The 21,348-nt window shown below is 67.5% G+C and carries 22 protein-coding genes and 1 pseudogene; 19 read left to right on the top strand and 4 right to left on the bottom strand.

Going from position 1 to position 21,348, the window contains the following annotated elements; translation table 11 throughout:
• The first annotated feature begins 134 nt into the window (after positions 1-134).
• The gene (locus RMO97_RS07965) at positions 135-1,181 is read left to right on the top strand and encodes a PepSY-associated TM helix domain-containing protein (protein WP_310540145.1); all 1,047 of its coding nucleotides are present in this window, start codon (positions 135-137) and stop codon (positions 1,179-1,181) included.
• On the opposite strand, the gene erpA is transcribed toward RMO97_RS07965, so the two are convergent.
• Positions 1,178-1,510: an iron-sulfur cluster insertion protein ErpA gene (gene erpA / locus RMO97_RS07960; RefSeq protein ID WP_215339752.1), complete on the bottom strand. Its 333-nt coding sequence runs from the start codon at positions 1,508-1,510 to the stop codon at positions 1,178-1,180. The two genes, RMO97_RS07965 and erpA, sit on opposite strands and share 4 nt — an antisense overlap.
• Positions 1,511-1,590: 80 nt before the next feature.
• On the opposite strand from erpA, the gene RMO97_RS07955 reads away from it, so the two are divergent.
• From RMO97_RS07955 to RMO97_RS07900, 12 genes are all read left to right on the top strand, one after another.
• Complete coding sequence (locus tag RMO97_RS07955) at positions 1,591-2,763, top strand: deoxyguanosinetriphosphate triphosphohydrolase (protein WP_310540140.1); 1,173 nt, start codon at positions 1,591-1,593, stop codon at positions 2,761-2,763.
• Positions 2,764-2,863: 100 nt separating this feature from the next.
• Positions 2,864-3,625 (top strand): SPOR domain-containing protein, encoded by a 762-nt coding sequence (locus tag RMO97_RS07950; RefSeq protein ID WP_310540136.1) that lies wholly within the window; start codon positions 2,864-2,866, stop codon positions 3,623-3,625.
• Positions 3,622-4,644, top strand: a complete 1,023-nt coding sequence (gene nagZ, locus RMO97_RS07945; protein WP_310540135.1) for a beta-N-acetylhexosaminidase — start codon at positions 3,622-3,624, stop codon at positions 4,642-4,644. Before RMO97_RS07950 ends, nagZ begins: the two co-directional genes overlap by 4 nt.
• Complete coding sequence (locus RMO97_RS07940; protein WP_310540133.1) at positions 4,641-5,450, top strand: ScpA family protein; 810 nt, start codon at positions 4,641-4,643, stop codon at positions 5,448-5,450. Before nagZ ends, RMO97_RS07940 begins: the two co-directional genes overlap by 4 nt.
• A complete protein-coding gene (scpB, locus tag RMO97_RS07935; RefSeq protein WP_310540131.1) occupies positions 5,447-6,091 on the top strand; it encodes an SMC-Scp complex subunit ScpB in 645 nt (214 codons plus the stop codon). The genes RMO97_RS07940 and scpB overlap by 4 nt, the downstream gene beginning before the upstream one ends.
• Before the next feature lie 119 nt (positions 6,092-6,210).
• Positions 6,211-6,414: a twin-arginine translocase TatA/TatE family subunit gene (gene tatA / locus RMO97_RS07930; protein ID WP_304779421.1), complete on the top strand. Its 204-nt coding sequence runs from the start codon at positions 6,211-6,213 to the stop codon at positions 6,412-6,414.
• Positions 6,415-6,487: 73 nt separating this feature from the next.
• Positions 6,488-7,054: a Sec-independent protein translocase protein TatB gene (tatB, locus tag RMO97_RS07925; RefSeq protein WP_310540129.1), complete on the top strand. Its 567-nt coding sequence runs from the start codon at positions 6,488-6,490 to the stop codon at positions 7,052-7,054.
• On the top strand, positions 7,051-7,938 hold the full coding sequence (gene tatC, locus RMO97_RS07920) for a twin-arginine translocase subunit TatC (protein ID WP_310540127.1): 888 nt from the start codon (positions 7,051-7,053) through the stop codon (positions 7,936-7,938). The genes tatB and tatC overlap by 4 nt, the downstream gene beginning before the upstream one ends.
• 58 nt (positions 7,939-7,996) lie before the next feature.
• Positions 7,997-9,277, top strand: a complete 1,281-nt coding sequence (gene serS, locus RMO97_RS07915) for a serine--tRNA ligase (protein WP_310540125.1) — start codon at positions 7,997-7,999, stop codon at positions 9,275-9,277.
• Positions 9,274-10,050 carry a 5'/3'-nucleotidase SurE gene (gene surE / locus RMO97_RS07910; protein WP_310540123.1) on the top strand — a complete coding sequence of 259 codons (777 nt, stop codon included), beginning with the start codon at positions 9,274-9,276 and terminating at the stop codon, positions 10,048-10,050. Before serS ends, surE begins: the two co-directional genes overlap by 4 nt.
• A gap of 12 nt (positions 10,051-10,062) precedes the next feature.
• Positions 10,063-10,722, top strand: a complete 660-nt coding sequence (locus RMO97_RS07905; protein ID WP_310540121.1) for a protein-L-isoaspartate(D-aspartate) O-methyltransferase — start codon at positions 10,063-10,065, stop codon at positions 10,720-10,722.
• A gap of 104 nt (positions 10,723-10,826) precedes the next feature.
• The gene (locus tag RMO97_RS07900; protein WP_310540120.1) at positions 10,827-12,677 is read left to right on the top strand and encodes a LysM peptidoglycan-binding domain-containing protein; all 1,851 of its coding nucleotides are present in this window, start codon (positions 10,827-10,829) and stop codon (positions 12,675-12,677) included.
• Positions 12,678-12,887: 210 nt separating this feature from the next.
• Here RMO97_RS07900 and RMO97_RS07895 read toward each other — a convergent pair whose 3' ends face one another.
• Entirely contained in the window at positions 12,888-15,074 is a 2,187-nt protein-coding gene (locus tag RMO97_RS07895; protein ID WP_310540119.1) for a family 16 glycosylhydrolase, read from the bottom strand.
• Positions 15,075-15,328: 254 nt separating this feature from the next.
• Entirely contained in the window at positions 15,329-16,168 is an 840-nt protein-coding gene (locus RMO97_RS07890; protein WP_310540118.1) for an ATP-binding protein, read from the bottom strand.
• Between the two features lie 118 nt (positions 16,169-16,286).
• On the opposite strand from RMO97_RS07890, the gene yajC reads away from it, so the two are divergent.
• The 6 genes from yajC (at position 16,287) to RMO97_RS07860 (ending at position 21,039) form a co-directional block, all read left to right on the top strand.
• Positions 16,287-16,637: a preprotein translocase subunit YajC gene (gene yajC / locus RMO97_RS07885; RefSeq protein WP_304779438.1), complete on the top strand. Its 351-nt coding sequence runs from the start codon at positions 16,287-16,289 to the stop codon at positions 16,635-16,637.
• A gap of 11 nt (positions 16,638-16,648) precedes the next feature.
• On the top strand, positions 16,649-18,247 hold the full coding sequence (secD, locus tag RMO97_RS07880; RefSeq protein WP_310540115.1) for a protein translocase subunit SecD: 1,599 nt from the start codon (positions 16,649-16,651) through the stop codon (positions 18,245-18,247).
• A 12-nt stretch (positions 18,248-18,259) separates the two neighbouring features.
• Complete coding sequence (gene secF / locus RMO97_RS07875; protein WP_310540113.1) at positions 18,260-19,231, top strand: protein translocase subunit SecF; 972 nt, start codon at positions 18,260-18,262, stop codon at positions 19,229-19,231.
• A 3-nt stretch (positions 19,232-19,234) separates the two neighbouring features.
• Positions 19,235-19,594 (top strand): Mth938-like domain-containing protein, encoded by a 360-nt coding sequence (locus RMO97_RS07870; RefSeq protein ID WP_310540112.1) that lies wholly within the window; start codon positions 19,235-19,237, stop codon positions 19,592-19,594.
• 73 nt (positions 19,595-19,667) lie between these two features.
• Positions 19,668-20,273, top strand: a complete 606-nt coding sequence (locus RMO97_RS07865) for a urate hydroxylase PuuD (protein WP_310540110.1) — start codon at positions 19,668-19,670, stop codon at positions 20,271-20,273.
• A gap of 67 nt (positions 20,274-20,340) precedes the next feature.
• Positions 20,341-21,039: a squalene/phytoene synthase family protein gene (locus RMO97_RS07860; RefSeq protein WP_310540109.1), complete on the top strand. Its 699-nt coding sequence runs from the start codon at positions 20,341-20,343 to the stop codon at positions 21,037-21,039.
• A gap of 3 nt (positions 21,040-21,042) precedes the next feature.
• Here RMO97_RS07860 and RMO97_RS07855 read toward each other — a convergent pair.
• A pseudogene (locus tag RMO97_RS07855) lies at positions 21,043-21,348 on the bottom strand (FADH(2)-oxidizing methylenetetrahydrofolate--tRNA-(uracil(54)-C(5))-methyltransferase TrmFO); the annotation flags it as partial.

The following is a 21,348-nucleotide window of genomic DNA, read 5'->3' as shown; positions in this document are numbered from 1 at the left end:
AGCCTGGGCGTCCGCAACCTGCTGGACGCGCAGTACATCACCTATAACAGCGACACGACCAACCCCACCGACAACGCTCGCTACTTCGCCGGACAGGGCCGTGCGGTCACCCTCGGGATCGTGAAGACCTTCTGATGGGTGTTGTCCGTACCCTGCACGCCTGGGCCGGCGCGATCCTGGCCCTGATCCTGGTGATCCTCGGCGTCACCGGTTCGCTGCTGGTGCTGCGCGAGGACTGGGTGAAGCTGACGGTCCCGGAGGCGCGCATGGCGGTGACGCCGTCCGCCCCCGTGCTGGGAGCGGCGGCCGAGGCGGTGGAGGCGCAAGGGCGCCCCCGAAGCATGGTGTTCGCCGGTCCGCACATCGGCGTCCACCGGCTGACCTATCCCGAGGAGGGCATGGCCTACGCCGCCGCCGACGGCGCCGTCCTGGCCCGCTGGACCGATACCGAGCGGGTCGAGCAATGGGTCTTCCAGCTGCATCACCGCCTGCTGGCCGGGGAGAGCGGCGAGACCGTGGTGGGGGTCGCGGGCCTGGCCGGCGCGGTGCTCTGCCTCACCGGGGTGATCGTCTGGTTTCCGGCCTGGCGCAGCTTTGCGGGCCGGGTCTGGCCCAGGTCGTTGGCGCGGCGGGACCTGGTGTCCTCGCACCGGGACCTCGGCATCCTGATGGCCCTGCCGGTCCTCGTCCTGTGTCTGACAGGCGGGATGATGATCTTCAACGACACCAGCAAGACGCTGGTGACCAGGCTGGCGCCCGGCGGGATCGAGGCCCCGAAACCCCCCAAGGCGGGCCAGGGGGACATCGACTGGCCGATGGCGCTGGCAGGCGCCCAGGCGGCCTTCCCGCAGGCGGCTCTGCGGCTGGCGAGCTGGCCGTCCAAGCCCGGCGCGCCGGTGGCCATCCGCATGAAGCAGCCCGCCGAGTGGCATCCCAACGGCAGGACCCTGGTCTATATTGATCCGGCCACCTCCAAGGTGATCAGCACGGTGGACGCCCAGGCTTTCGGCCCTGGCGCGCGATTCCAGAACGCAGTCTATCCCATCCACGCCGCCTCGGTGGGCGGCGGGTTCTATGAACTGGTGGTGTTCCTGGGCGGCGTCGCGCTCTCGGCCCTGGGCGGGCTCGGCCTCTGGTCGTTCCTGATCCAGCAGCGGCGGACCTGGGCGCGGGAGCGTTAGATTGAGAAACTAACGCCGCAGCCGCAGCTGGACTTGGCGTTGGGGTTGCGGATCCGGAACTCGGCTCCGGCCAGCTCGTCGACATAGTCGATCACCGAGCCCTTGAGCAGGATCAGGCTCATCTCGTCCACCAGGGCCGCGGCCCCGTCCAGCTCGACCCGAAGGTCGTCGGACTGGGGCTCGCTGACCAGGTCGAACTGGTACTGGAAGCCGGAACAGCCGCCGCCCTCCACCGCCACGCGCAGCATGACCGGATGACCCTCGGCCTTGCTGAGGTCATGCAGCCTTTGGGCCGCTGTCGGGGAGAGGGTGAGGTCTGATGTGGTCATGATGCGTAAAAGGCCTGTGTAGACTATATGAGGGGCCCACGGCCTCTCACCAAGGGGCCACCCGACATTTGCGAGCATACATGGCTTTGCCGACCCGCGCGCCCTACGCCGAAGACTCCGCCCTCTCCCTGGGCCGGAAGGTGGCGGAGCCCGAGAGCCGCAACCGCACCCCCTTCGCCCGCGACCGCGACCGGATCATCCACGCCACCGCTTTTCGCCGGCTGAAGGAGAAGACCCAGGTCTTCGTGGCCCACGAGGGCGACCACTTCCGCACTCGCCTGACCCATTCCCTGGAGGTGGCGCAGGTGGCCCGCTCCCTGGCCTCGGCGCTGGGGCTCGACGCGGATCTGGCGGAGACCATCGCGCTCGCCCACGACCTTGGCCACCCGCCCTTCGGCCATGCCGGTGAGGACGAGCTCCAGGTGCAGATGGAGCCCTTCGGCGGCTTTGATCACAATGTGCAGACCTTCCGCGTGGTCACAAAGCTGGAGCGGCGCTACCCCCGCTGGGATGGGCTCAACCTAACCTGGGAGACCCTGGAGGGGGTGATCAAGCACAACGGCCCGGTGACGGCCAAGCTCTCACAGCCGTCCTGGAAGGCGATCTCCGAGTTCGACGCCGAGTACGATCTCGGCCTGGACACCTGGGCCTCGGCCGAGGCCCAGTGCGCGGCCCTGGCCGACGACATCGCCTACAACAACCACGACGTGGACGACGGGGTGCAGGCGGGGCTGTTCCATCTGAAGGAGCTGCTGGACGTGCCGCTGATCGGTCCGATCCTGGCCGGCGTCTACAAGGAATACCCCGACCTCGACCCGGGCATCATCCGCCTGGAGGCCGTGCGCCGGATGATCGGGGCGATGATCGACGACGTGCTGGCCGAGACGGCCCGGCGGGCGGTGTCCTCGAAGGTGGCCTCGGCCGACGATGTCCGCCATCTGGACCACGCCCTGGTGGCCTTCTCCCGCGACATGCTGGAGGACCTGGGCCGGCTGCGGGAATTCCTGATGAACCGCATGTACCGGCACTGGAAGGTGAACCGCACCCGTTCGCAGGCCCGCCGCATTCTGGCCGAGATGTTCCAGTTGTTCATGAGCGAACCCGATGTCCTGCCGACGGAGTGGTTCGCCCGGTCGCAGAACCGCGACGACGCCGGCCGCGCCCGGGTGGTGTGCGACTACATCGCCGGCATGACCGACCGTTTCGCCATCGAAGAGCATCGCAGGCTTTTCCACCTCGACGTCTGGAATTAGGCGTTCCGGGCGGTTCGAAGCCCGCCGCCCTTCGATACACTGACCCTGACGCCGTGCGATTCGTTTCGCGCGCGCTGACCGATTCCCCTGGGAGCCTTCGATGACCAACCCCGACCGCGGAGCCTATACCCCGCCCACCGACGCGCCGCTGTCCTTTGACGCGCGCCAGCCGGTGCGCGGGACCCGGCCCGCGCCGATGATGCTGATCGTCAGCGCCCTGGTGCTGATCGGCCTGGTGGTGGCCATCGTGGTCTTCTATCGCTCCGGCGTGCGCCAAGCCGGCGCCGCGCCCCAGGCGGTGGGAGCCCCCGTGGGCGCGATCAAGGGCCCCGCGCCCGCCGAGGCCCAGCCGGTCGACCCCGCCGCGGGCCTGCAGATCTATCAGTCCAGCGAGGGCGGTGACGCCCCGAGCGCGCCCAACTTCACCCCCCCGCCGGAGCAGCCTCTCGCCCGTCAGCCGGCTCCGGCTGTCGTCGTGGCGCCGGCCGCCAAGCCCGCGCCGATCCCGCCGCCGGTGGTGACCAAGCCGCAGCAGACCGGACCGGTCGCCGCCCTGCCGATCACCCCTGACCCCAAGCCGATTCCGGCCCTGAAGCCCAGCGTGCCGGCCCCGGCTGTCGGGGGCGCGGCCTCGGTGCAGATCGGCGCCTTCTCCTCCTCGGCCCTGGCCGACAAGGGCTGGAGCGACGCGGCCCGCATCGCCCCGGGCGCCACGGCGGGCAAGGGCAAGCGGGTGGAGGCCATCCAGAAGGACGGCGCCACCCTCTACCGGACCGCGGTGACCGGCTTCGCCAGCCGCGCCGACGCCACGGCCTTCTGCGATCAGCTCAAGGCCGCCGGCAAGAGCTGCTTCGTGAAGTGAGCACCAGCGCCTCCATCCTCGGCTGCGCAGGCCTGACCCTCTCCAGGGAGGAACAGGCCTTCTTCCGCGACGTGCGTCCCTGGGGGTTCATCCTCTTCAAGCGCAATGTGGAAAGCCCTGACCAGGTGCGGGCGCTGACGGAGGCCTTGCGGGCCTGCGTGGAACGGCCCGACGCGCCGATCCTGATCGACCAGGAGGGCGGCCGGGTCGCCCGCCTGGGACCGCCGCACTGGCGGCGCTATCCGTCGGGCCGCGCCTATGGCGACCTGCCGGCCAACGACCCGCTGCTGCGCCGGGAGATCACCCGCCTGGGGGGCCGGCTGCTGGCCCATGACCTCTCGGCCCTGGGGATCAACGTCGACTGCGTGCCCGTGCTGGACGTGCCCACCGAGGGCGCCCACGACATCATCGGCGACCGCGCCTACGCCAAGACCCCCGAGGGCGTGGCCCAGCTGGGGCGGGCGGCCTGCGAGGGCCTGATCGCAGGCGGGGTCCTGCCGGTGATCAAGCACATCCCCGGCCACGGCCGCGCCATGGCCGACAGCCACCACGACCTGCCGGTGGTGGAGGCCAGCTACGAGGACCTGGACGCGCGCGACTTCGCCCCCTTCCGGGTGCTGTCGGACATGCCGATGGCGATGAGCGCCCACGTCGTCTACACCGCTGTCGATCCGCGCGGACCGGCCACCACCTCCAAGCGGGTCATCAGCACGGTGGTTCGCAAGGCCATCGGCTTTGACGGCCTCTTGATGACCGACGATCTCTCCATGAAGGCGCTGGGCGGCGATTTCACCTCGCGCGCCAGGAACGCCCTCTCGGCGGGCTGCGACGTGGTCCTTCACTGCAACGGCGACATGGCCGAGATGCAGGCGGTGATCGCCGGAACCCGCGAGCTATCCGGCCGCGCCGCCCAGCGCGCCCGCGCGGCCCTGGCCCGCATCGCCCGTGTCCCCGAGCCCTTTGACGCCGAGGAGGCGCGCGCCCGGTTCGACGCGGCCTTCGAGGGACACTGGTCTTGAGCAACACCTTCCAGCCCAATCTGGACTTCGAGGCGGCCACCACCGCGGCTGAGGATGGTGAGGCCCTGATCATCGACCTGGACGGCTACGAGGGCCCGCTGCACGTGCTGCTGGCCCTGGCGCGCAGCCAGAAGGTCGACCTGATGAAGCTGTCGATCACCAAGCTGGCCGACCAGTACCTGGCCTTCGTCCAGCAGGCCCGGCGGATCCGTTTTTCCCTCGCCGCCGACTATCTGGTGATGGCCGCCTGGCTGACCTACCTGAAGTCCCGCCTGCTGCTGCCCAAGCCCGAGCGGCCCAAGGCCGAGGAGCCGCCGGCCGAGGAGATGGCCGCGCAGCTGGCCTTCCGCCTGGCCAAGCTGGACGCTATGCGCAAGTCCGCCGACGCCCTGCGCGAGGGCCCGCAACTGGGCCGCGAGGTCTTCCTGCGCGGCGACCCGCAGGCCATCCAGATCATCCCGTCCAACCGCCTCGAAGGTGATCTCTACGGCCTGATGAGCGCCTATATCGCCCAGAGGAAAAAGGAACAGGGCCGCCACTACACCCCGCGCACGCCCCAGGCCTATCCGTTGGAGGAGGCTCGCGACCGGCTGCGCGAGATGCTGCCCGACCTGTCGCGCTGGACCTCTCTGCAGGGCATCGCGCCGATGCGGCCCAGCGCCGAGACGGGGCCGAGCCGCGCCTCCTATGTGGCGTCCACCCTCTCGGCCAGCCTGGAGCTGGTGAAGGAAGGGGCCATGGAGGCCCGCCAGCTCGAGGCCTTCGCCGACATCTTCCTGCGCGCCCGTCGCGGAGCCGCCATATGACCGAGCCCGCCGAGCGTCAGGTCGAGGCCCTGCTGTTCGCCGCCGCCGGTCCGCTCAGCCTGGACGACATCGCCAAGCGGCTGCCGGCCAATTCCGATGTCGAGGCGGCGATCGCCGCCCTGCAGGCGACCTATCATGGCCGGGGCGTGGAGCTGGTCTGCGTCGCTGACCGCTGGCGGTTCCAGACGGCCGCCGATCTCGCCTTCCTGATGACCGAGGAGCGCGAAGAGCCCCGGCGCCTCTCCAAGGCCGCCCAGGAGACCCTGGCGATCATCGCCTACCACCAGCCGGTCACCCGCGCGGAGATCGAATCCGTGCGCGGCGTCCAGGCCAGCCGGGGCACCCTCGACGTGCTGCTGGAGCTCGGGCTGGTGCGCATGCGCGGCCGCCGCCGGACGCCGGGACGACCCGTCACCTACGGCACCACCGACGCATTCCTGGAGCACTACGGCCTGGCGGCCCTGGCTGACCTGCCGGGCATGGCGGAGATGAAGGCCGCGGGCCTGCTGAGCCTGGATTTGCCGGCCGACTTCGCCATCCCTAACCCGGGCGGCGGCGCCGAACTGGAGGAGGACCCGCTGGAGGACGACGCGGCGCCCGAATTCCACACAGACTTCCTCGGAGAAGACGAGACTCCCTAGTTCTTTCGCCGCGAGGCAGGGGAGGGATGGAAGGCGTCTGTGCGACGGACTATATTGGATTTGAGCAAAGGGCGGGCGCGCGGCCGGTTGGGCCGCCGACGTGAAGGAGTTTTGTCGCCATGGGCGCAATGAGTTGGGTTCACTGGGTCATCGTTTTGGCTGTGGTCGCGCTGCTGTTCGGCGGCCGTGGCAAGCTGTCCTCGATCATGGGCGACGCCGCCAAGGGCATCCGCGCCTTCAAGGACGGGCTGAAGGGCGAGGACGAAGTCGTCGCCGAGACGACCAAGCCGCTGCCGCGCGAAAAAGACGAAGCCCGCAGCTAGTCGGCTGCCGTTCCCGGAAATCCGCCCACGCCGGTCCTGATCGGCGTGGGTTTTGATCGTTTAGGCATGGGCTATGCTTCCTGAAGTCGGCGGGATGGAACTGCTGGTCATCGCGGCGGTCGCTTTGATCGTGGTGGGGCCGAAGGATCTGCCCATGCTCCTGCGCAAGCTGGGGCAATTCGTGGCGCGCCTGCGCGGCATGGCCGACGATTTCCGCGCCAGCTTCGACGAAATGGCCCGCCAGTCGGAACTGGACGACCTGCGCAAGGAGGTCGAGGCCATGCGAAAGGGCCAGGCCGCCGACCAGGCGGCCACCGAGGCCGCCAATGTCGAGATCAATCAGGTGTTCAATGAGATCGGCGACAGCCTGCAGGGCGCCGGGATTCAGTTCCACCCGCCGATGAGCCACCAGTACGCTGACCCTGAAGTGGCCGAGGTGGCTGCGCCAGCCCCGGTCCCCGCGGCCAAGCCCAAGGCGCCGCGCGCGCCCAAGGCCGCCGCCGCCGCCAAGACCGCGGCCAGCGCCGTCGCCAAGCCGAAACCCAAGCCCAAGGCGAAGGCCGCCGTGAAGGTGGCGACCGCCAAGCCGCCGCCCAAGAAGGCGCCCGCCGCCCGGCCAGCCAAGGGAACGGTCTCTTGAGCGACGTCGACGACGAGATCGAGGCCTCCCGCGCGCCGCTGCTGGAGCATCTGGTCGAGCTTCGCTCCCGGCTGATCATCTGCGTCGCGGCCTTGGCCATCGGCTTCGCCATCTGCTTCGGCTTCGCCACCCAGATCTATATCGCCCTGCTGCACCCCTTCGAGGTCGCCGCCCAGCTGATGGCGGCCCAGAAGGCCAGCGGCGGCGCCACCGGTCCCTTTGACCTGCTGCTGGCCTTGACCGGCTTCAAGGACGTCCCCAGCGTCGCCGGCGCGGGGCTCAAGTTCGTCTTCACCGCCCCGCTGGAATTCTTCTTCACCAAGTTGAAGCTGGCCGGCTTCGGCGCCGTGATCCTGACCTTCCCGGTCCTGGCCTGGCAGATCTACGGCTTCGTGGCGCCCGGTCTCTACAAGAAGGAGCGGCACGCCTTCTTGCCCTTCCTGGTTGCGGCGCCGGCCCTGTTCAGCCTGGGCGCGGCCCTGGTCTATTACATGATCCTGCCCTTCGTCCTCTGGTTCTCCCTGTCCCAGCAGATCACCGGCGTGGGCGCGATCTCCGTGGAGCTGCTGCCCAAGGTCTCCGACTACCTGACCCTGGTCACCACCCTGCTGCTGGCCTTCGGCCTGTGCTTCCAGCTGCCCGTGGTCCTGACCCTGCTGGGCACGGCCGGCATCGTGAACGCGGGGATGCTCCGCACCGGGCGCCGCTACGCCATCGTCGGCATCTTCGTGGTCGCGGCCATCGTCACCCCGCCTGATCCCATCAGCCAGACCATGCTCGCGGCCCCCATCATCCTGCTCTACGAAATCTCGATCTGGTGCGTGGCGGCCATCGACCGCCGCCGCAAGCGCGAGGACGAGAGCACGGGGCTCGTGCCGGTCTAGGGCTTGGCCCCGGGGACGGCGCGCTCTAGAGAAAGCCGCTTACCTCACGGCGGACCCCATGCACGACATTCGAGCCATTCGCGAAACCCCTGAGCTTTACGAGAAAGCCTGGGCTGCGAAGGGACGTTCCGGGGCCGCGGCCCAGGCGACCGAGCTCGACGGTAAGGTGCGCGCGGCCAAGACCGCCGCCGAGACCGCCCAGGCCAAGCGCAATGAACTCTCCAAGCTGATCGGCCAGGCCAAGGCCCAGAAGAACGAGGCCGAGGCCCAGCGCCTGCTGGCCGAGGTGGAGAGCCTGAAGGGCGCCGGCGCGGCCCAGGCGGAGGCCGAGAAGGCCGCCAGCGCCGAACTCTTCGACCTGCTGGCCGCCCTGCCCAACCTCCCCATGGCTGACGTGCCGGCGGGGGAGGACGAGGACGACAATGTCGAGCTGCGCCGCTGGGGCGAGCCGAACCACATCGCATCGCCCAAGGACCACGTGGACCTGGGGGGAGCTCTGGGCCTGATGGACTTCGAGGCCGCCTCGAAGATGAGCGGGGCGCGGTTCGTCGTGTTGAAGGGCCAGCTGGCGCGGCTGGAACGCGCGCTGGGCCAGTTCATGCTGGACGTCCAGACCCAGGAGCACGGCTATACCGAGGTGTCGCCGCCCCTGCTGGTGCGCGACGAGGCGGTGTTCGGCACCAACCAACTGCCCAAGTTCGCCGAGGACCTGTTCCACACCACCGATGGCCGTTGGCTGATCCCCACCGCCGAGGTCTCGCTGACCAACCTGGTGCGCGAGCAGATCACCCCAGAAGAAGAGCTGCCGCTGCGCCTCACGGCGCTGACGCCCTGCTTCCGCTCGGAGGCCGGCGCCTCGGGCCGCGACACCCGCGGGATGATCCGCCAGCACCAGTTCTACAAGGTCGAGATGGTGTCGATCACCACGCCGGATCAGTCCGCCGATGAGCACGAGCGAATGGTCGGCTGCGCGGAGGCCATTCTGAAGGCCCTGCAACTGCCCTTCCGCTCCATGCTGCTCTGCACCGGTGACATGGGCTTCGGCGCCCGCAAGAGCGTCGACCTGGAGGTCTGGATCCCCTCGGAGGGCCGCTATCGCGAGATCAGCTCCATCTCTAACTGCGGTGACTTCCAGGCCCGCCGCATGGACGCCCGCACGAAGGCCGCCGGCGAGAAGGGGACGCGCTTCGTCCACACCCTCAATGGCTCGGGCCTGGCCGTGGGCCGCACCCTGGTGGCGGTGATGGAGAACTATCAGGACGAGAACGGCCGCATCGCCATTCCCCAGGCCCTGCATCCCTATCTGCCGGGCCTCACCCACATCGGTGGCGCGGCGTGAGGATTCTGCTGACCAATGACGACGGCATCCACGCCGAAGGCCTGGTCGCCCTGGAAAACATCGCCAGGGTCCTCACCGACGACATCTGGATCTGCGCGCCGGAGTACGAGCAGTCGGGCGCCAGCCGGGCGCTCACCCTGTCCGATCCCGTGCGGGTGCGGAAGCTGGACCCCCGCCGCTTCGCCACCAGCGGCACCCCCACCGACTGCGTGATGCTGGCCATCTCCGAACTGATCGAGGGCGCCAAGCCCGACCTCGTGCTGTCAGGCGTCAATCGCGGGGCGAACCTCGCCGAGGACGTGACCCTTTCGGGCACCGTGGCCGGGGCCATCGAGGGCATGGCCATGGGCGTTCCCTCCATCGCGCTCTCGCAGACCGGCTGGCCGACGGGCAATGACGACATCTTCGCGCCCGCCGAGCGGTTCGCGCCGGGCATCATCCGCAAACTGGTCGAGACCGGGTGGCCCAAGGACGTGATCATCAACGTCAACTTTCCCTCCCGGCCGGTGGACCAGATCACCGAGGTCGAGGTCACCCGCCAGACCTTCCGCGACGTGAATGTTCGCCATGCTGAAAAGCGCACCGACCTGCGGAACCGGGAGTACTACTGGATGGGTTTCCGGCAGGAGCTGTCCTCGCCCGCGGCCGGGACGGACCTGAAGGCGATCTACGACGGAAAGATTTCAGTCACGCCCTTGCATATCGACCTGACTCACCTTGAGACCGTTCATCGTCTCAAGGGTGTGCTCGGCGGCGTGCCGCCCAAGGCGTAGGTGACAGGACCGATGGCCAAACCGGAGAAGGACTCGCCCGAAACGCGGCTGGCGCGCCTGATCCTGAATCTGCGTTCGCAGGGGGTCAGCGACGCCGGCGTGCTGAACGCCATCGAGACGACGCCGCGCGACCTGTTCACACCTGACCTGTTCCAGGAACGCGCCTGGGAGGATTCGGCCCTGCCGATCGCGTGTGGCCAGACCATCAGCCAGCCCTTCATCGTGGGCCTCATGACCCAGGCGCTGGGGGTGGAGAAACGCGACCGGGTGCTCGAGATCGGCACCGGGTCCGGCTACCAGACCACTGTGCTCTCCAAGCTCTCGCGACTGGTCTACACGGTGGAGCGTTACCGGACGCTGATGGGGGAGGCCGAGGCCCGCTTCAAGCAACTCGGTCTCACCAATGTGATCACCCGTTTCGGCGACGGCGGCCTGGGCTGGCCCGAGCAGGCGCCTTTCGACCGTATTCTGGTCACAGCAGCGGCGCCGGATGAGCCCAAGGCTTTGCTTTCGCAGTTGAAACCAACGGGGGTGTTGGTGGCGCCAATCGGCAAGGGGCCTGTCCAGAGCCTGAAACGCTACACCGGCGACGGCAAGGGCGGCTTTGCGGTGGAGGCTCTGACCGATGTCCGGTTCGTGCCCCTGCTGGACGGCGTGGCCAGAGAGCTTTAGCCGTCCACAACCTTACGAGTTTGTGGGTTGGCGATGGCGGGCTCCTTAACCCATCATTAACCCCGACGCCTCGACTGATTCCGAACCCATAGAGCGGAGCGGCGATGACGCTTTCTTATTCCCGAACGGCCCTGATCCTGTTGGCGGCGACGTCCCTCAGCGCCTGCACGACCTATGCGCCGTTTGGCGAGGACGCCCAGGTTGCGCGGCCGAACTATCCGACACGCCTGCCGCCGCCGAACGCCCAGGCGCCGCTGCCTGATCAGGGCTCGCCGGACCAAGGCCCGACGCCGCAGGCCGGCCCCTATACTGGTCCCGTGGAGAGCCGGCCGCTGGACCCGGTTCCCAACGGCCCGGCCTATGTGACGCCCTCGACTCCGCCCTACATCCCGCCACCGGCCTACCAGCCGCCCTATCAGCCGCCGCCGGTGGTGATGCAGACCATCACCAAGCAGACGGTGGCCGGCAAGGTGGTGGACGCCGCCGGACCGCCGAAGAGCCATACGGTGAAGAGCGGTGACAATCTCGACGCCATTGCCCGGGCCATGGGCACTACGCGCAAGCAACTGGCTGAAGACAACGACCTGAAGGAACCCTACGTCCTGAGGCCCGGCAAGGTGCTGAAGGGCCCTTCAAGCGACGCCAAGGCCTATGTGGTGGGCTCCGGCGACACGCTCTACGCCATCGCCCGCCGCTTCTCGGTCACGGGCCAGGCCCTGGCTGAGGCCAACGACATGGGCCTCGACGATCCGCTCACCACCGGCAGGAAGCTGATCTTGCCCGACGGCTTCAAGGACAAGGGGCCGACGACAGTCACCACCCGCGTGCAGGTGCCGGGGACCGGCCTGCAGACGCCCGCGCCGGCGCCGTTCCAGCCGCAGGCGCCCGCGCAGCAAACCCCGACCTACACCCCGCCACCGGCCGTCCAGCCCGAGCCGGGGCCGCCGCGGACCACGACGACCAGCAGCACCAAGACCTCGGTCACCGGCAAGCTGGTGGACGTGGCCGGTCCGCCGCAAATCTACACCGTCAAGAACGGTCAGGCCCTGGACGCCATCGCGCGCGCCATGGACACCACCCGCAAACAGCTTGCCGATGACAACAAGCTCAAGGAACCCTACGTCCTTCACGCCGGCGACAAGCTGAAGGGTCCCAAGACCACAGTGAAGGCCTATGTGGCGGGATCGGGCGACACCCTCGCCCTGATCGCCAGGCGCTTCAGTGTGACCCCCAAGGCGCTGGCCGCGGCCAATGACATGAAGGTGGGCGACACCATCAGGTCGGGGCGCAAGATCACCTTGCCGGAGGGCTACAAGGACAAGGGTCCGATCAAGGAAACCATCCGCACGACGGTGACTTTGCCGCCCGAACCGCGCCGTGATCCAACCCCGGCGGCCCCGCCGTCGAGCCGGCCCTACACGCCGCCGCCCGCGCAGCCGGTGACGCCGCCCTCGACCAGCAACTACAGCCGGCCGACCCCGCCCACGCCCAGTCGTCCGACGCCGCCACCCGCCTCGAGCTCGGGTCCGCTGTCCGACAGCCAGATCACGGCCCAGGGCCGTGGCCGGTTCAACTGGCCGCTGCGCGGCGACATCATTTCCGACTTCGGTCCCAAGGGGACGGGTCAGCGCAACGATGGCCTCAATATCCGCGCCAACGCCGGGGAGGCCGTCCGCGCCGCCGCCGGAGGCGATGTGGTCTATGCCGGCGACCAGGTGCCCGGGTTCGGCAACCTGGTGCTGATCAAGCACCCCGACGGCTGGGTCACGGCCTATGGGCACCTCGCCCGGCTGGACGTGAAGATGCAGCAGAAGGTGGTCCAGGGTCAGCAGATCGGCCAGGCTGGAACCAGCGGCGGGGTCTCCGAACCCCAACTGCACTTCGAGGTCCGCTTCGCCTCAGCCCCCAGCGAACGGGCCCGCCCGATCGATCCGAAGCTGGTGCTTGGACGGTGACCTCTCACCAGCTGTAATTCGGCTAGTCCAAGGCCCTGGCTGGCGCCACGGCTAGGGACCTGGGTGTGCGAGGCCGTCGGAGCCTTACGCCCCCAGCCCCTAGAGCATCTCTCGATAGGTGTGAACGTTCACCCTGCCGAGAGAGCTCTAAGCTGCTGAATTGGAGACGATTCCATCTGGTCCGGTTGAAGAAATCAGATCCGACGGAGCCTAGTGGAAGAACCAGTCATTTTGCGGGCTCAGCGCCGCAGGGGAGACATGGTCGATCGTGGTGACGAGCACCGGGGCCCCGGCGCCCACCCCGTCTGCGTGGAAATAGATCGGCACGCCGTCAGCTCCGTCGGAACGGAACTGGATATACCGATCGGCGACGGGATCGGAACTTCCGTAGCCAACCGAGGCGAAGAGGTCGCGCAGGTCGATCATGTCCTGGCCACGTACGAAGTCCGTGATGTGGCCACCATTCGCGGGCAGGCGCTGGAACTGAAAGATGTCACGACCCTCGCCCCCGGTGAGCACGTCGGCCCCCCGGCCCGCCAAAAGAATGTCATTCCCGGCGCCACCGCTTAGGGTGGACCCTGCCTCGTTCGACGTCAGGCGGTTGTTGAGTTCGTTGCCGAAAGCTGCCTGGGGGGACGCGCCAACGAGCTTGAGGTTCTCGACGTTCGCCGAAAGCGTGTAGCTGGAGGATGTGCTGAGCACCTGATCGACGCCTCCACCGACGTTCTCAATAACGATGTCGCCAGGGCGGTCCACCACATAGGTGTCGTCCCCGCCAGCGCCCCTCATCTTGTCCGCGTTGCCTCTGCCATCAATGAAATCGTTGCCGGGGAGGCCCGTGAGAGTGTCCGGCTTGGCCGACCCCAGGAACATTCTTGTATAGGCGCCGCTATCGGGAAGAGCGAAGAGGCTGTTCGAATAGGCGGACGCTAGCGGATCGGCCACCGGTGGCGGGGCCGTTTGGCCAGCCGGGGCCACCACGCTTGTGACAGTCACACCCGGCAGCGCGTAGGCCCGAATGTAGTCGATCTTCAACTCCGCGGGGAGCGCGCCGTTATCGACCGTCCCCGCCCAGCCGCCGACCGCCATATTGGCCAGCATGAACATCGGCTTGTTCATGTCCGATGGCGTGGCTGTCTGGAACACCTGAACCCCGTCGACGTACCAGCTCAGGCTCGAGGGGGTCCAAAGCACCCCGTAGGTATGCATGCCATCGAGCGTCTCGGGAGTGAAGGACGCGATCCCGCTTGAGGTATGTCCGCCGACGCCAGAGTGAGCCGTGGTCCACGTGGCGTTGGGATCCTGCGAGAGGACCTCCATGACATCGAGCTCAGGCGGCCACGATCCGTCCTTGGGCAGCAGCCAGAAGGCCGGCCAGGCGCCAGCCGCCTTTGGAACGTCAGCGCGCATCTCGAAGTAGCCGTAGGTTTGGGCGAAGGTCGGTTGGGTCGTGATCAGCCCGGACGTGTATCCGTAGCCGAAAATCTCAGGATTGACGGAGGGCCTGGCCACGATCGAGAGACTACCGTCTGGATTGTTCACGAAGGGCGTGTCCGAAAAGTCCCCGTTGTGATCCCGGAAGTAGGGCGATGTGTAAATCTGCAGTTCACTGTTGTTGACGAGTGAGTAGCTCCCGACGCCTTGCGTGCCTTGATACCCAAAATCCGGCCGCCACAGGCCCGACGGGTTGCTTTCCTTGTCCCAGATCGACAACTGGCCGGAGAATTCGTCCGCGAAGCTAAGGAAGCCAAGCTTCGATGGGTCCAACTGGAGCTGGAAATTCGCCGCCGTCAGCTTGTCCAACGTTACGTCGCGCAGGATCAGGCCGTCGCCGTCGCCCATATCAAGCTTGACGTCAGCCCCCACCTGGCTGAGCCGGGGCAGTAGTTGACCGAAGGCGGCGAAGCCGGCCTTCAACCGGATGACGTCCTCGGTGACGCTGAAGTCCTGGATAACGTCATTGCCTTCACCCTTGTAGACGATGAAGACATCGGCGCCGGTTCCGCCGATCAGGATGTCCTGCCCGCCGCCCCCGTAGATCTGTTCCTTGCCGGAGCCGCCTCGCACGATGTTATCCACGGCGTTTCCCGCAGCGTAGAGGTTGTCGCCGCTGACCTCGACATTCTCCACATTGGCGTAGTTGCCGAGATAGACGTTTTGCCAAGCGACGATCTTGTCCGTTCCGGCGCCTATCTGCTCAACGATGCGGTCGGTGAAGGCTTTCAAATAGTAGGTGTCGTCGCCGCCGCCCCCGACCATCAGGTCCCCCTGACCGCCCCAAAAGCCTTCGGCGAGACTCGTCCCGGTCAGGGTTTCGATCCCAGCCGTGCCATAGAAGTTTGAAACCGACGGGCCAGTCTCGACGGCGAGGGCGCCGTCATATTTGTAGAGAGCCATGCGTTTTTCCCCGACTTCATGCGGTCGCCCCGCGTGCCGTCGAGTAAAGGAGTCCTATCCTTAAGTTTGTGTCGCTAGATGTCGCAGAGGTCACGGTGCTTAGGCCGAGGAAACAAGGACTGGATCGCCTCTCAGCCTCATGAGAACTGAAATTCAAGGACTTGTAGCTTGGCCATAGCGAACGGTTGCTGGGAACACTGCGGCGACCCGTCGCAGCCGGCAGTCCCGACGCGGGCTGAGCGAGCCCGGAGAGACTACATCGGCAGCGATTTGCCCAGTTCTCCCGCCAGGTCACGGATGAACTGCCAGGCCACGCGGCCCGAACGGCCGCCGCGCAGCTGCGCCCATTGCAGGGCGCGGCGTTCCAGGTCGGCGACGACCAGGCCGTAGGACCGTGCGTAGCTGGTCACCGCCTCGAGATAGGTCGCCTGGTCCATCGGCGGGAAGCCGATCCAGAGGCCGAAGCGGTCGGAGACACTGACCTCCTCCTCGGCGTCCTCGGCCGTGGCGATCAGGCCGCGGTCCTCCCCGTGGGTGCGCGGCATCAGATGGCGGCGGTTGGAGGTGGCGACGAACAGCACATTGGCCGGCGGTCCAGAGACCCCGCCCTCGAGGGCCGACTTCAGCGCCTTGGCCGCCGCGGCGCCCTCTTCGAAGGAGAGGTCATCGCAGAGCACGAGGAATCGCTCGGGGCGTTCGCGCAGGGTGTCGAACAGGGCGGGCAGGGCGGTGACTTCGTCGCGGTCCACCTCCACCAGCTTGAGGTCAGGGGTGTCGCTTGCCACGGCCATGAAGGCCGCCTTGGTCATCGAACTCTTTCCGGTCCCGCGCACGCCCCACAGCAGGACATGGTTGGCCGGCAGGCCCCGGGTGAACCTCTGCAGGTTCTCGACGAAACGCGCCTTCTGCTGGTCCACCCCGATCAGGGCCTCCAGGGGCAGGGCGTAGTCGGGGGCCGGGTGGAAGGCATGGCTGGCCGGATCATGCCGGAACAGCCGCGCGCCTTCAAAGATCGGCGGGACCCGCGCGGGGGGAGCCAGACGCTCCAGGGCGTTGGCGATGCGTTCGAGAACGGGTTTCAGGTCTGAATCCATGGCGTTGGTGCTTAGCGGGCCTGCCGTTCCATTGCAAAACCGGGGGCGAACGCATAGCTTCCGCCGACTTGAAAACGGGCGGCTTTTCGCCGGCCCGACGACGGACTTCGGAGAGACCATGTTCGCCACCCCCGCCTTCGCTCAGACCGCAGGCGCCGCCGCCGGCGGCGGACCGACGGAAATGCTGATGCAGTTCCTGCCCCTCATCGGCCTGGTCGTGCTGTTTTACTTCCTCATGATCCGCCCGCAGCAGCAGCGGATGAAGGCTCACCAGGCGATGATCGCCGCCGTGAAGCGCAACGACACCGTGGTGCTGAACTCCGGCGTCATCGGCAAGGTCGTGCGCGTCGAGGACAAGGAAGTGGGCGTTGAGATCGCCCAAGGCGTCAACGTCAAGGTGGTCAAGACCATGATCTCCGACGTCCGGGCCAAGGGCGAGCCCGCCCCGGCCAACGACTCCAAGGCCTGAGAACCCCGTAAATGATCGCTCCGTCGCGCTGGAGAACGATCGCCGTCCTGTTGTCGGTGATCTTCGGCCTCCTGTTCAGCCTGCCGAACGTGCTTCCCCAGAAGACGCTCGACAGCCTGCCGGGCTTTGTTCCGAAACAGAGGCTGAACCTCGGGCTCGACCTGCAGGGCGGGTCCTATCTGCTGCTGGAGGTCGACACCAACGCCCTGCGCGTTGAGAAGCTGACCAACCTGGTGGAGGACGTCCGCACCACCCTGCGCGAGGAGAAGATCGATTTCACCGACCTCGGCCAGGTCGGTGGGGCGGTTTCGGTCCGGATCACCGATCCGGCGCAGATGACGGCGGCCACCAACCTGCTGCGCAGGAGCGTGGGCGCGCCCCTGGCGGGCTCAACCACCGGTCGCGATGTCGCCATCAACACCTCGGACGACCAGCGCATACGCCTGGTCTTCTCCGAACAGGCCCTTGTGGCGGAGTCCGGCAAGGCGGTGGAGCAATCCATCGAGATCATTCGCCGGCGTATCGACGAACTGGGCACCAAGGAGCCCGACATCCGCCGCCAGGGGATCGACCGCATCGTCGTCCAGGCGCCGGGCGAGAGCGATCCCGAGAAGCTCAAGGACATCATTGGCCAGACCGCCAAGCTCACCTTCCAGATGGTGGACGACAGCGTCACCCCGGAGGAGGCCGCCGCGGGCCGCATCCCGCCGGGCTCGCAGCTGCTGCCCAGCGAGGAGGGTGGCGCCCTGCTGGTGAAGAAGCGCGCCCTGGTCACCGGCGAAATGCTCACCGACGCCAGTCAGGCCTTCGACTCCCAGACCGGCGAGGCGATCGTCAACTTCCGCTTCAACGGCCAAGGCGCGCGCCGGTTCGGCGACGCCACGGCGCAGAACCTCGGCAAGCGATTCGCCATCGTGCTCGACAACCGGGTCATCTCCGCCCCGGTGATCCAGAGCGCCATCACCGGCGGCTCTGGCCAGATCAGCGGGAGCTTCACGCCGGAGAGCGCCAACAACCTGGCCATCCTGCTCCGGGCCGGCGCCCTTCCGGCGCCCCTCAGTGTCGAGCAGCAACAGACCGTCGGCGCCGAGCTAGGCGCCGACGCCGTCCAGGCCGGCAAGATTTCCACGGCGGTCGGCTTCATGGCGATCCTGGTCTTCATGCTGCTGTCCTACGGGTTCCTGTTCGGCGGGATTTCCGTGATCGCCCTGTTGGTCAACGGCCTGCTGATCGTCGCCACCCTGTCGGTCACCCAGGCCACCCTCACCCTGCCGGGGATCGCGGGCCTGATCCTAACCTTGGCCGTGGCCGTCGACGCCAATGTGCTGATCTACGAGCGCATGCGTGACGAGGTCAGGGCGGGACGCCCGGTGCTGTCGGCCATGGACGCGGGCTTCTCGCGCGCCATGACGACGATCATCGACGCCAATGTGACGACGATCCTGGCGGCCCTGATCATGTTCCAGTTCGGGTCCGGCCCGGTCCGGGGTTTCGCCTGGACCCTGTCCATCGGCGTCCTGACGTCCGTCTTCTCGGCCGTCGTCGTGACCCAGTTCCTGCTGTCGATCTGGTTCCGCCGGGTTCGCCCCAAGACCCTGCCGATCGTTTAGGGAGACGCCGACATGTCCAAGTACTGGCCTCTCATTAAGGTGCTCCCGATCAAGACGAACTTCAGGTTCGTCGCCTTCGCGCGGATCGCGGCCATCGTCTCGGCGATCGCGGTGGTGGTTTCGCTCGGCTTCACCCTGTTCCCCTTCCAGCCGCCGTGCGGCGGCCTGTCCTGCGGGATCGACTTCAAGGGCGGAACCCTGCTGGAGGTTTCCACGGCCCCCAAGGCTGTGGATCTGAGTCTGGCCCGGAAGACTCTGGAGGCGCAGAACATCGGCGACGTCCAGGTTCAGGCCTTCGGCGAGCCGACCACGGCCATGATCCGCTTCCAGACCCCCGAGGGCGGCGAGCCCGCCGTGGCGGTGGACAAGGTCAAGGCCGCCCTGGTCGACGCGCTCGGGCCCATGACCTTCCAGCGTGCGGACGTGGTCGGCCCCAAGGTTTCGGGCGAGCTGTTCCAGAGCGGGATCCTGGCGCTCGGTCTCGCGATCGGCCTGATGCTGCTCTACATCTGGTTCCGGTTCGAACTTCAGTTCGGCGTGGGCGCGGTCGTGGGCCTGTTCCACGATGTGATCCTGACCTTCGGCCTGATCGCGATCTTCAAGCTGGAGTTCAGCCTCACCACCATCGCCGCCATCCTGACCATCATCGGCTATTCGATGAACGACACCGTGGTAGTCTTCGACCGCCTGCGGGAGAACCTGCGCAAGTACAAGTCCATGCCGCTGGGCGAAGTCATCGACCTGTCGATCAATGAGACCCTGTCGCGGACGGTCATCACCGGGCTCACCGCCATTCTGGCGCTCGGCGGCCTGGCGATCTTCGGCGGACCGACCCTGCTCGCCTTTTCCCTGATCATGATCTTCGGCATCATCATCGGCACATATTCCTCGGTCTATGTCGCGGCGCCGGTGATCCTGCTCTGGGGCGTCAGGCGCGGCGACGAGCCGGCCGAGCCCCTGATGCCGGCCAACGCGCGGCCCTGAGCCGTGGCCCGCGACGCCCCCTCCATCGACGCCTATGGAGACGGCGGATTCCGACTGTCAGGGGTGCGCCACGAAGGCTCGGTGCTGATCGTCCAGGACCAGGCTCAGGCCTGGCCGGTGTCCGGCGCCGCCGATCTCACGCCCGAGAGCTTGTCGGCCATCCTGGCGGTCGGATCGCGGGACGTGGAGTTCCTGCTGCTGGGCATGGGAGCGGCCAACGCTCTGCCGCCCAGGGATGTCCGCGAAGCCCTCTCCAGGGCGGGTATAGGCCTGGAGTTCATGGACACGCCGACCGCGGCGCGGATGTACAATGTGCTGACCGCCGAAGGTCGCCGGTTGGCCGCCGCCCTGATCGCCATCTAGGTCGGGCCGCTAGCAGCCCCGGTTGAAACCCCGTATAGCTGACGGTCAGGGCAGGAATCGTAGAGGCATACCCATGGCTGGACTACTCGCTAATCTTCGCAACACCGTTCTCGTGAGCTGCGTGCTCGCGCTGATCATCATCGCTGGCTATTTCAGCCACTACGGCTCGGCCGACGCGATCTTCTTCCAGGCGGTGTTCCGCTTCCTGCACGTGCTGTTCGGCATCATGTGGATCGGCCTGCTGTACTACTTCAACTTCGTCCAGATCCCGCAAATGGCCCAGATCCCGGCCGAGCTGAAGCCGGCGGTGTCCAAGTACATCGCCCCGGCGGCGCTGTTCTGGTTCCGCTGGGCCGCGCTGTTCACCTGGGTGGCCGGCGTGATCCTGGCCATGAACCGCGGCTATCTGGTGGAAGCCTTCACCCTGGGCGCCACCGAGGGCTTCGCCAATGTCGGCCACATCTTCATCGGCATGGGCATGTGGCTCGCCACGGTGATGTTCATCAACGTCTGGGCCTTCATCTGGCCCAACCAGAAGATCGCCCTGGGCCTGGTGGAAGCCGACGCCGAGGCCAAGGCCAAGGCCGGCCGCACCGCGATGCTGTTCTCACGGACCAACACCCTGCTGTCGATCCCGATGCTGGTGACCATGACCATGAGCCAGACGCTCTTCGGCTAAGGCCTCTGGTCCATTACAATCGGAAGGCCCGCCCCAACCGGCGGGCCTTTTGCATTTTGCGAACATCATGTCTGAAGACGACGCCTACGATCCGTACGATCTTGACGCCCTGGTGGGCCGCGTCGATCCCGACCGTTGGCTGTCCAGCCGCTTCATTCCGGAGGGCGAGACCCGCGCCGACGTCATCGCACTCTACGCCTTTGACCATGAGTTGGCCCGGGCGCCTCGGGTGGCCTCCAATCCGCTGATGGGCGAGATCCGCCTGACCTGGTGGACCGAGGTGCTGGACGAGGTGTTCGAGGGGCGCACGGTGCGCAAGCATCCCACGGCCATGGCCCTGGCCGCCGCCATAGTCCGCCACGGCCTGCCGCGTGCCCGTCTGGAGGCGATGATCGACGCCCGCTACCGCGAGCTCAGCGCCGAGCCGATGAAGCTGGGGGAGGCCCTGGAGTGGGCCGACGGCACGGCCGGCAATGCCGCCGTCCTTGCCGCCTGGATGCTGGACCGTGAGGCCGATGAGGCCCAAGCCCTGGCCGGAGGGCGCGCCTGGGCCATCGGGCGGCTGATCGGCACGGCGGGTCTGGCCGGGCCGGATGTCAGGCCGATCCTCGAGCGTGCCTTGAAGGACGCGGCCGGCCTGGCGGTGGCGGCGTTCCCGGCCATCGCCCATGCGACCCTGGCCCGCGTTCGCGCCAAGGGCCGAAGGCCTTCGGAACTGGAAGCCCGCCTGCGTCTCTTCCTGGCCGTCGCGCGCGGCAGGGTCTGAGGGCTATTCGGCGGCGACCCGCGTTTCACCGGTGACCCAGGTCTCCAGATCCGCCAACGCCCGCTCGCCCACCGCCAGTTTCTTGCCGCGTGACTTCTCCTTGGCGCCCAGTCGGCGGCCGGTCTCGTCGCGCTTGGCGACGGCGTCGACCGGCGGCATCAGGCCGTAGTTGATGTTCATCGGCTGGAACGAGCCCTTGCCGCCCTCCAGGTGGCCGCCGGTGATGTGCCCCACCAGGGCGCCCAGGGCCGTGGTGGCGGGCGGCGCCTCGATGGGCGAGCCCAGACGTTCGGCGGCGGCCAGGCGGCC

The sequence above is a fragment of the Phenylobacterium sp. genome (genome assembly GCF_031425575.1).
In the GTDB taxonomy this organism is placed as follows: domain Bacteria; phylum Pseudomonadota; class Alphaproteobacteria; order Caulobacterales; family Caulobacteraceae; genus Phenylobacterium.
This window is presented reverse-complemented; position numbering and strand designations above follow the sequence as displayed.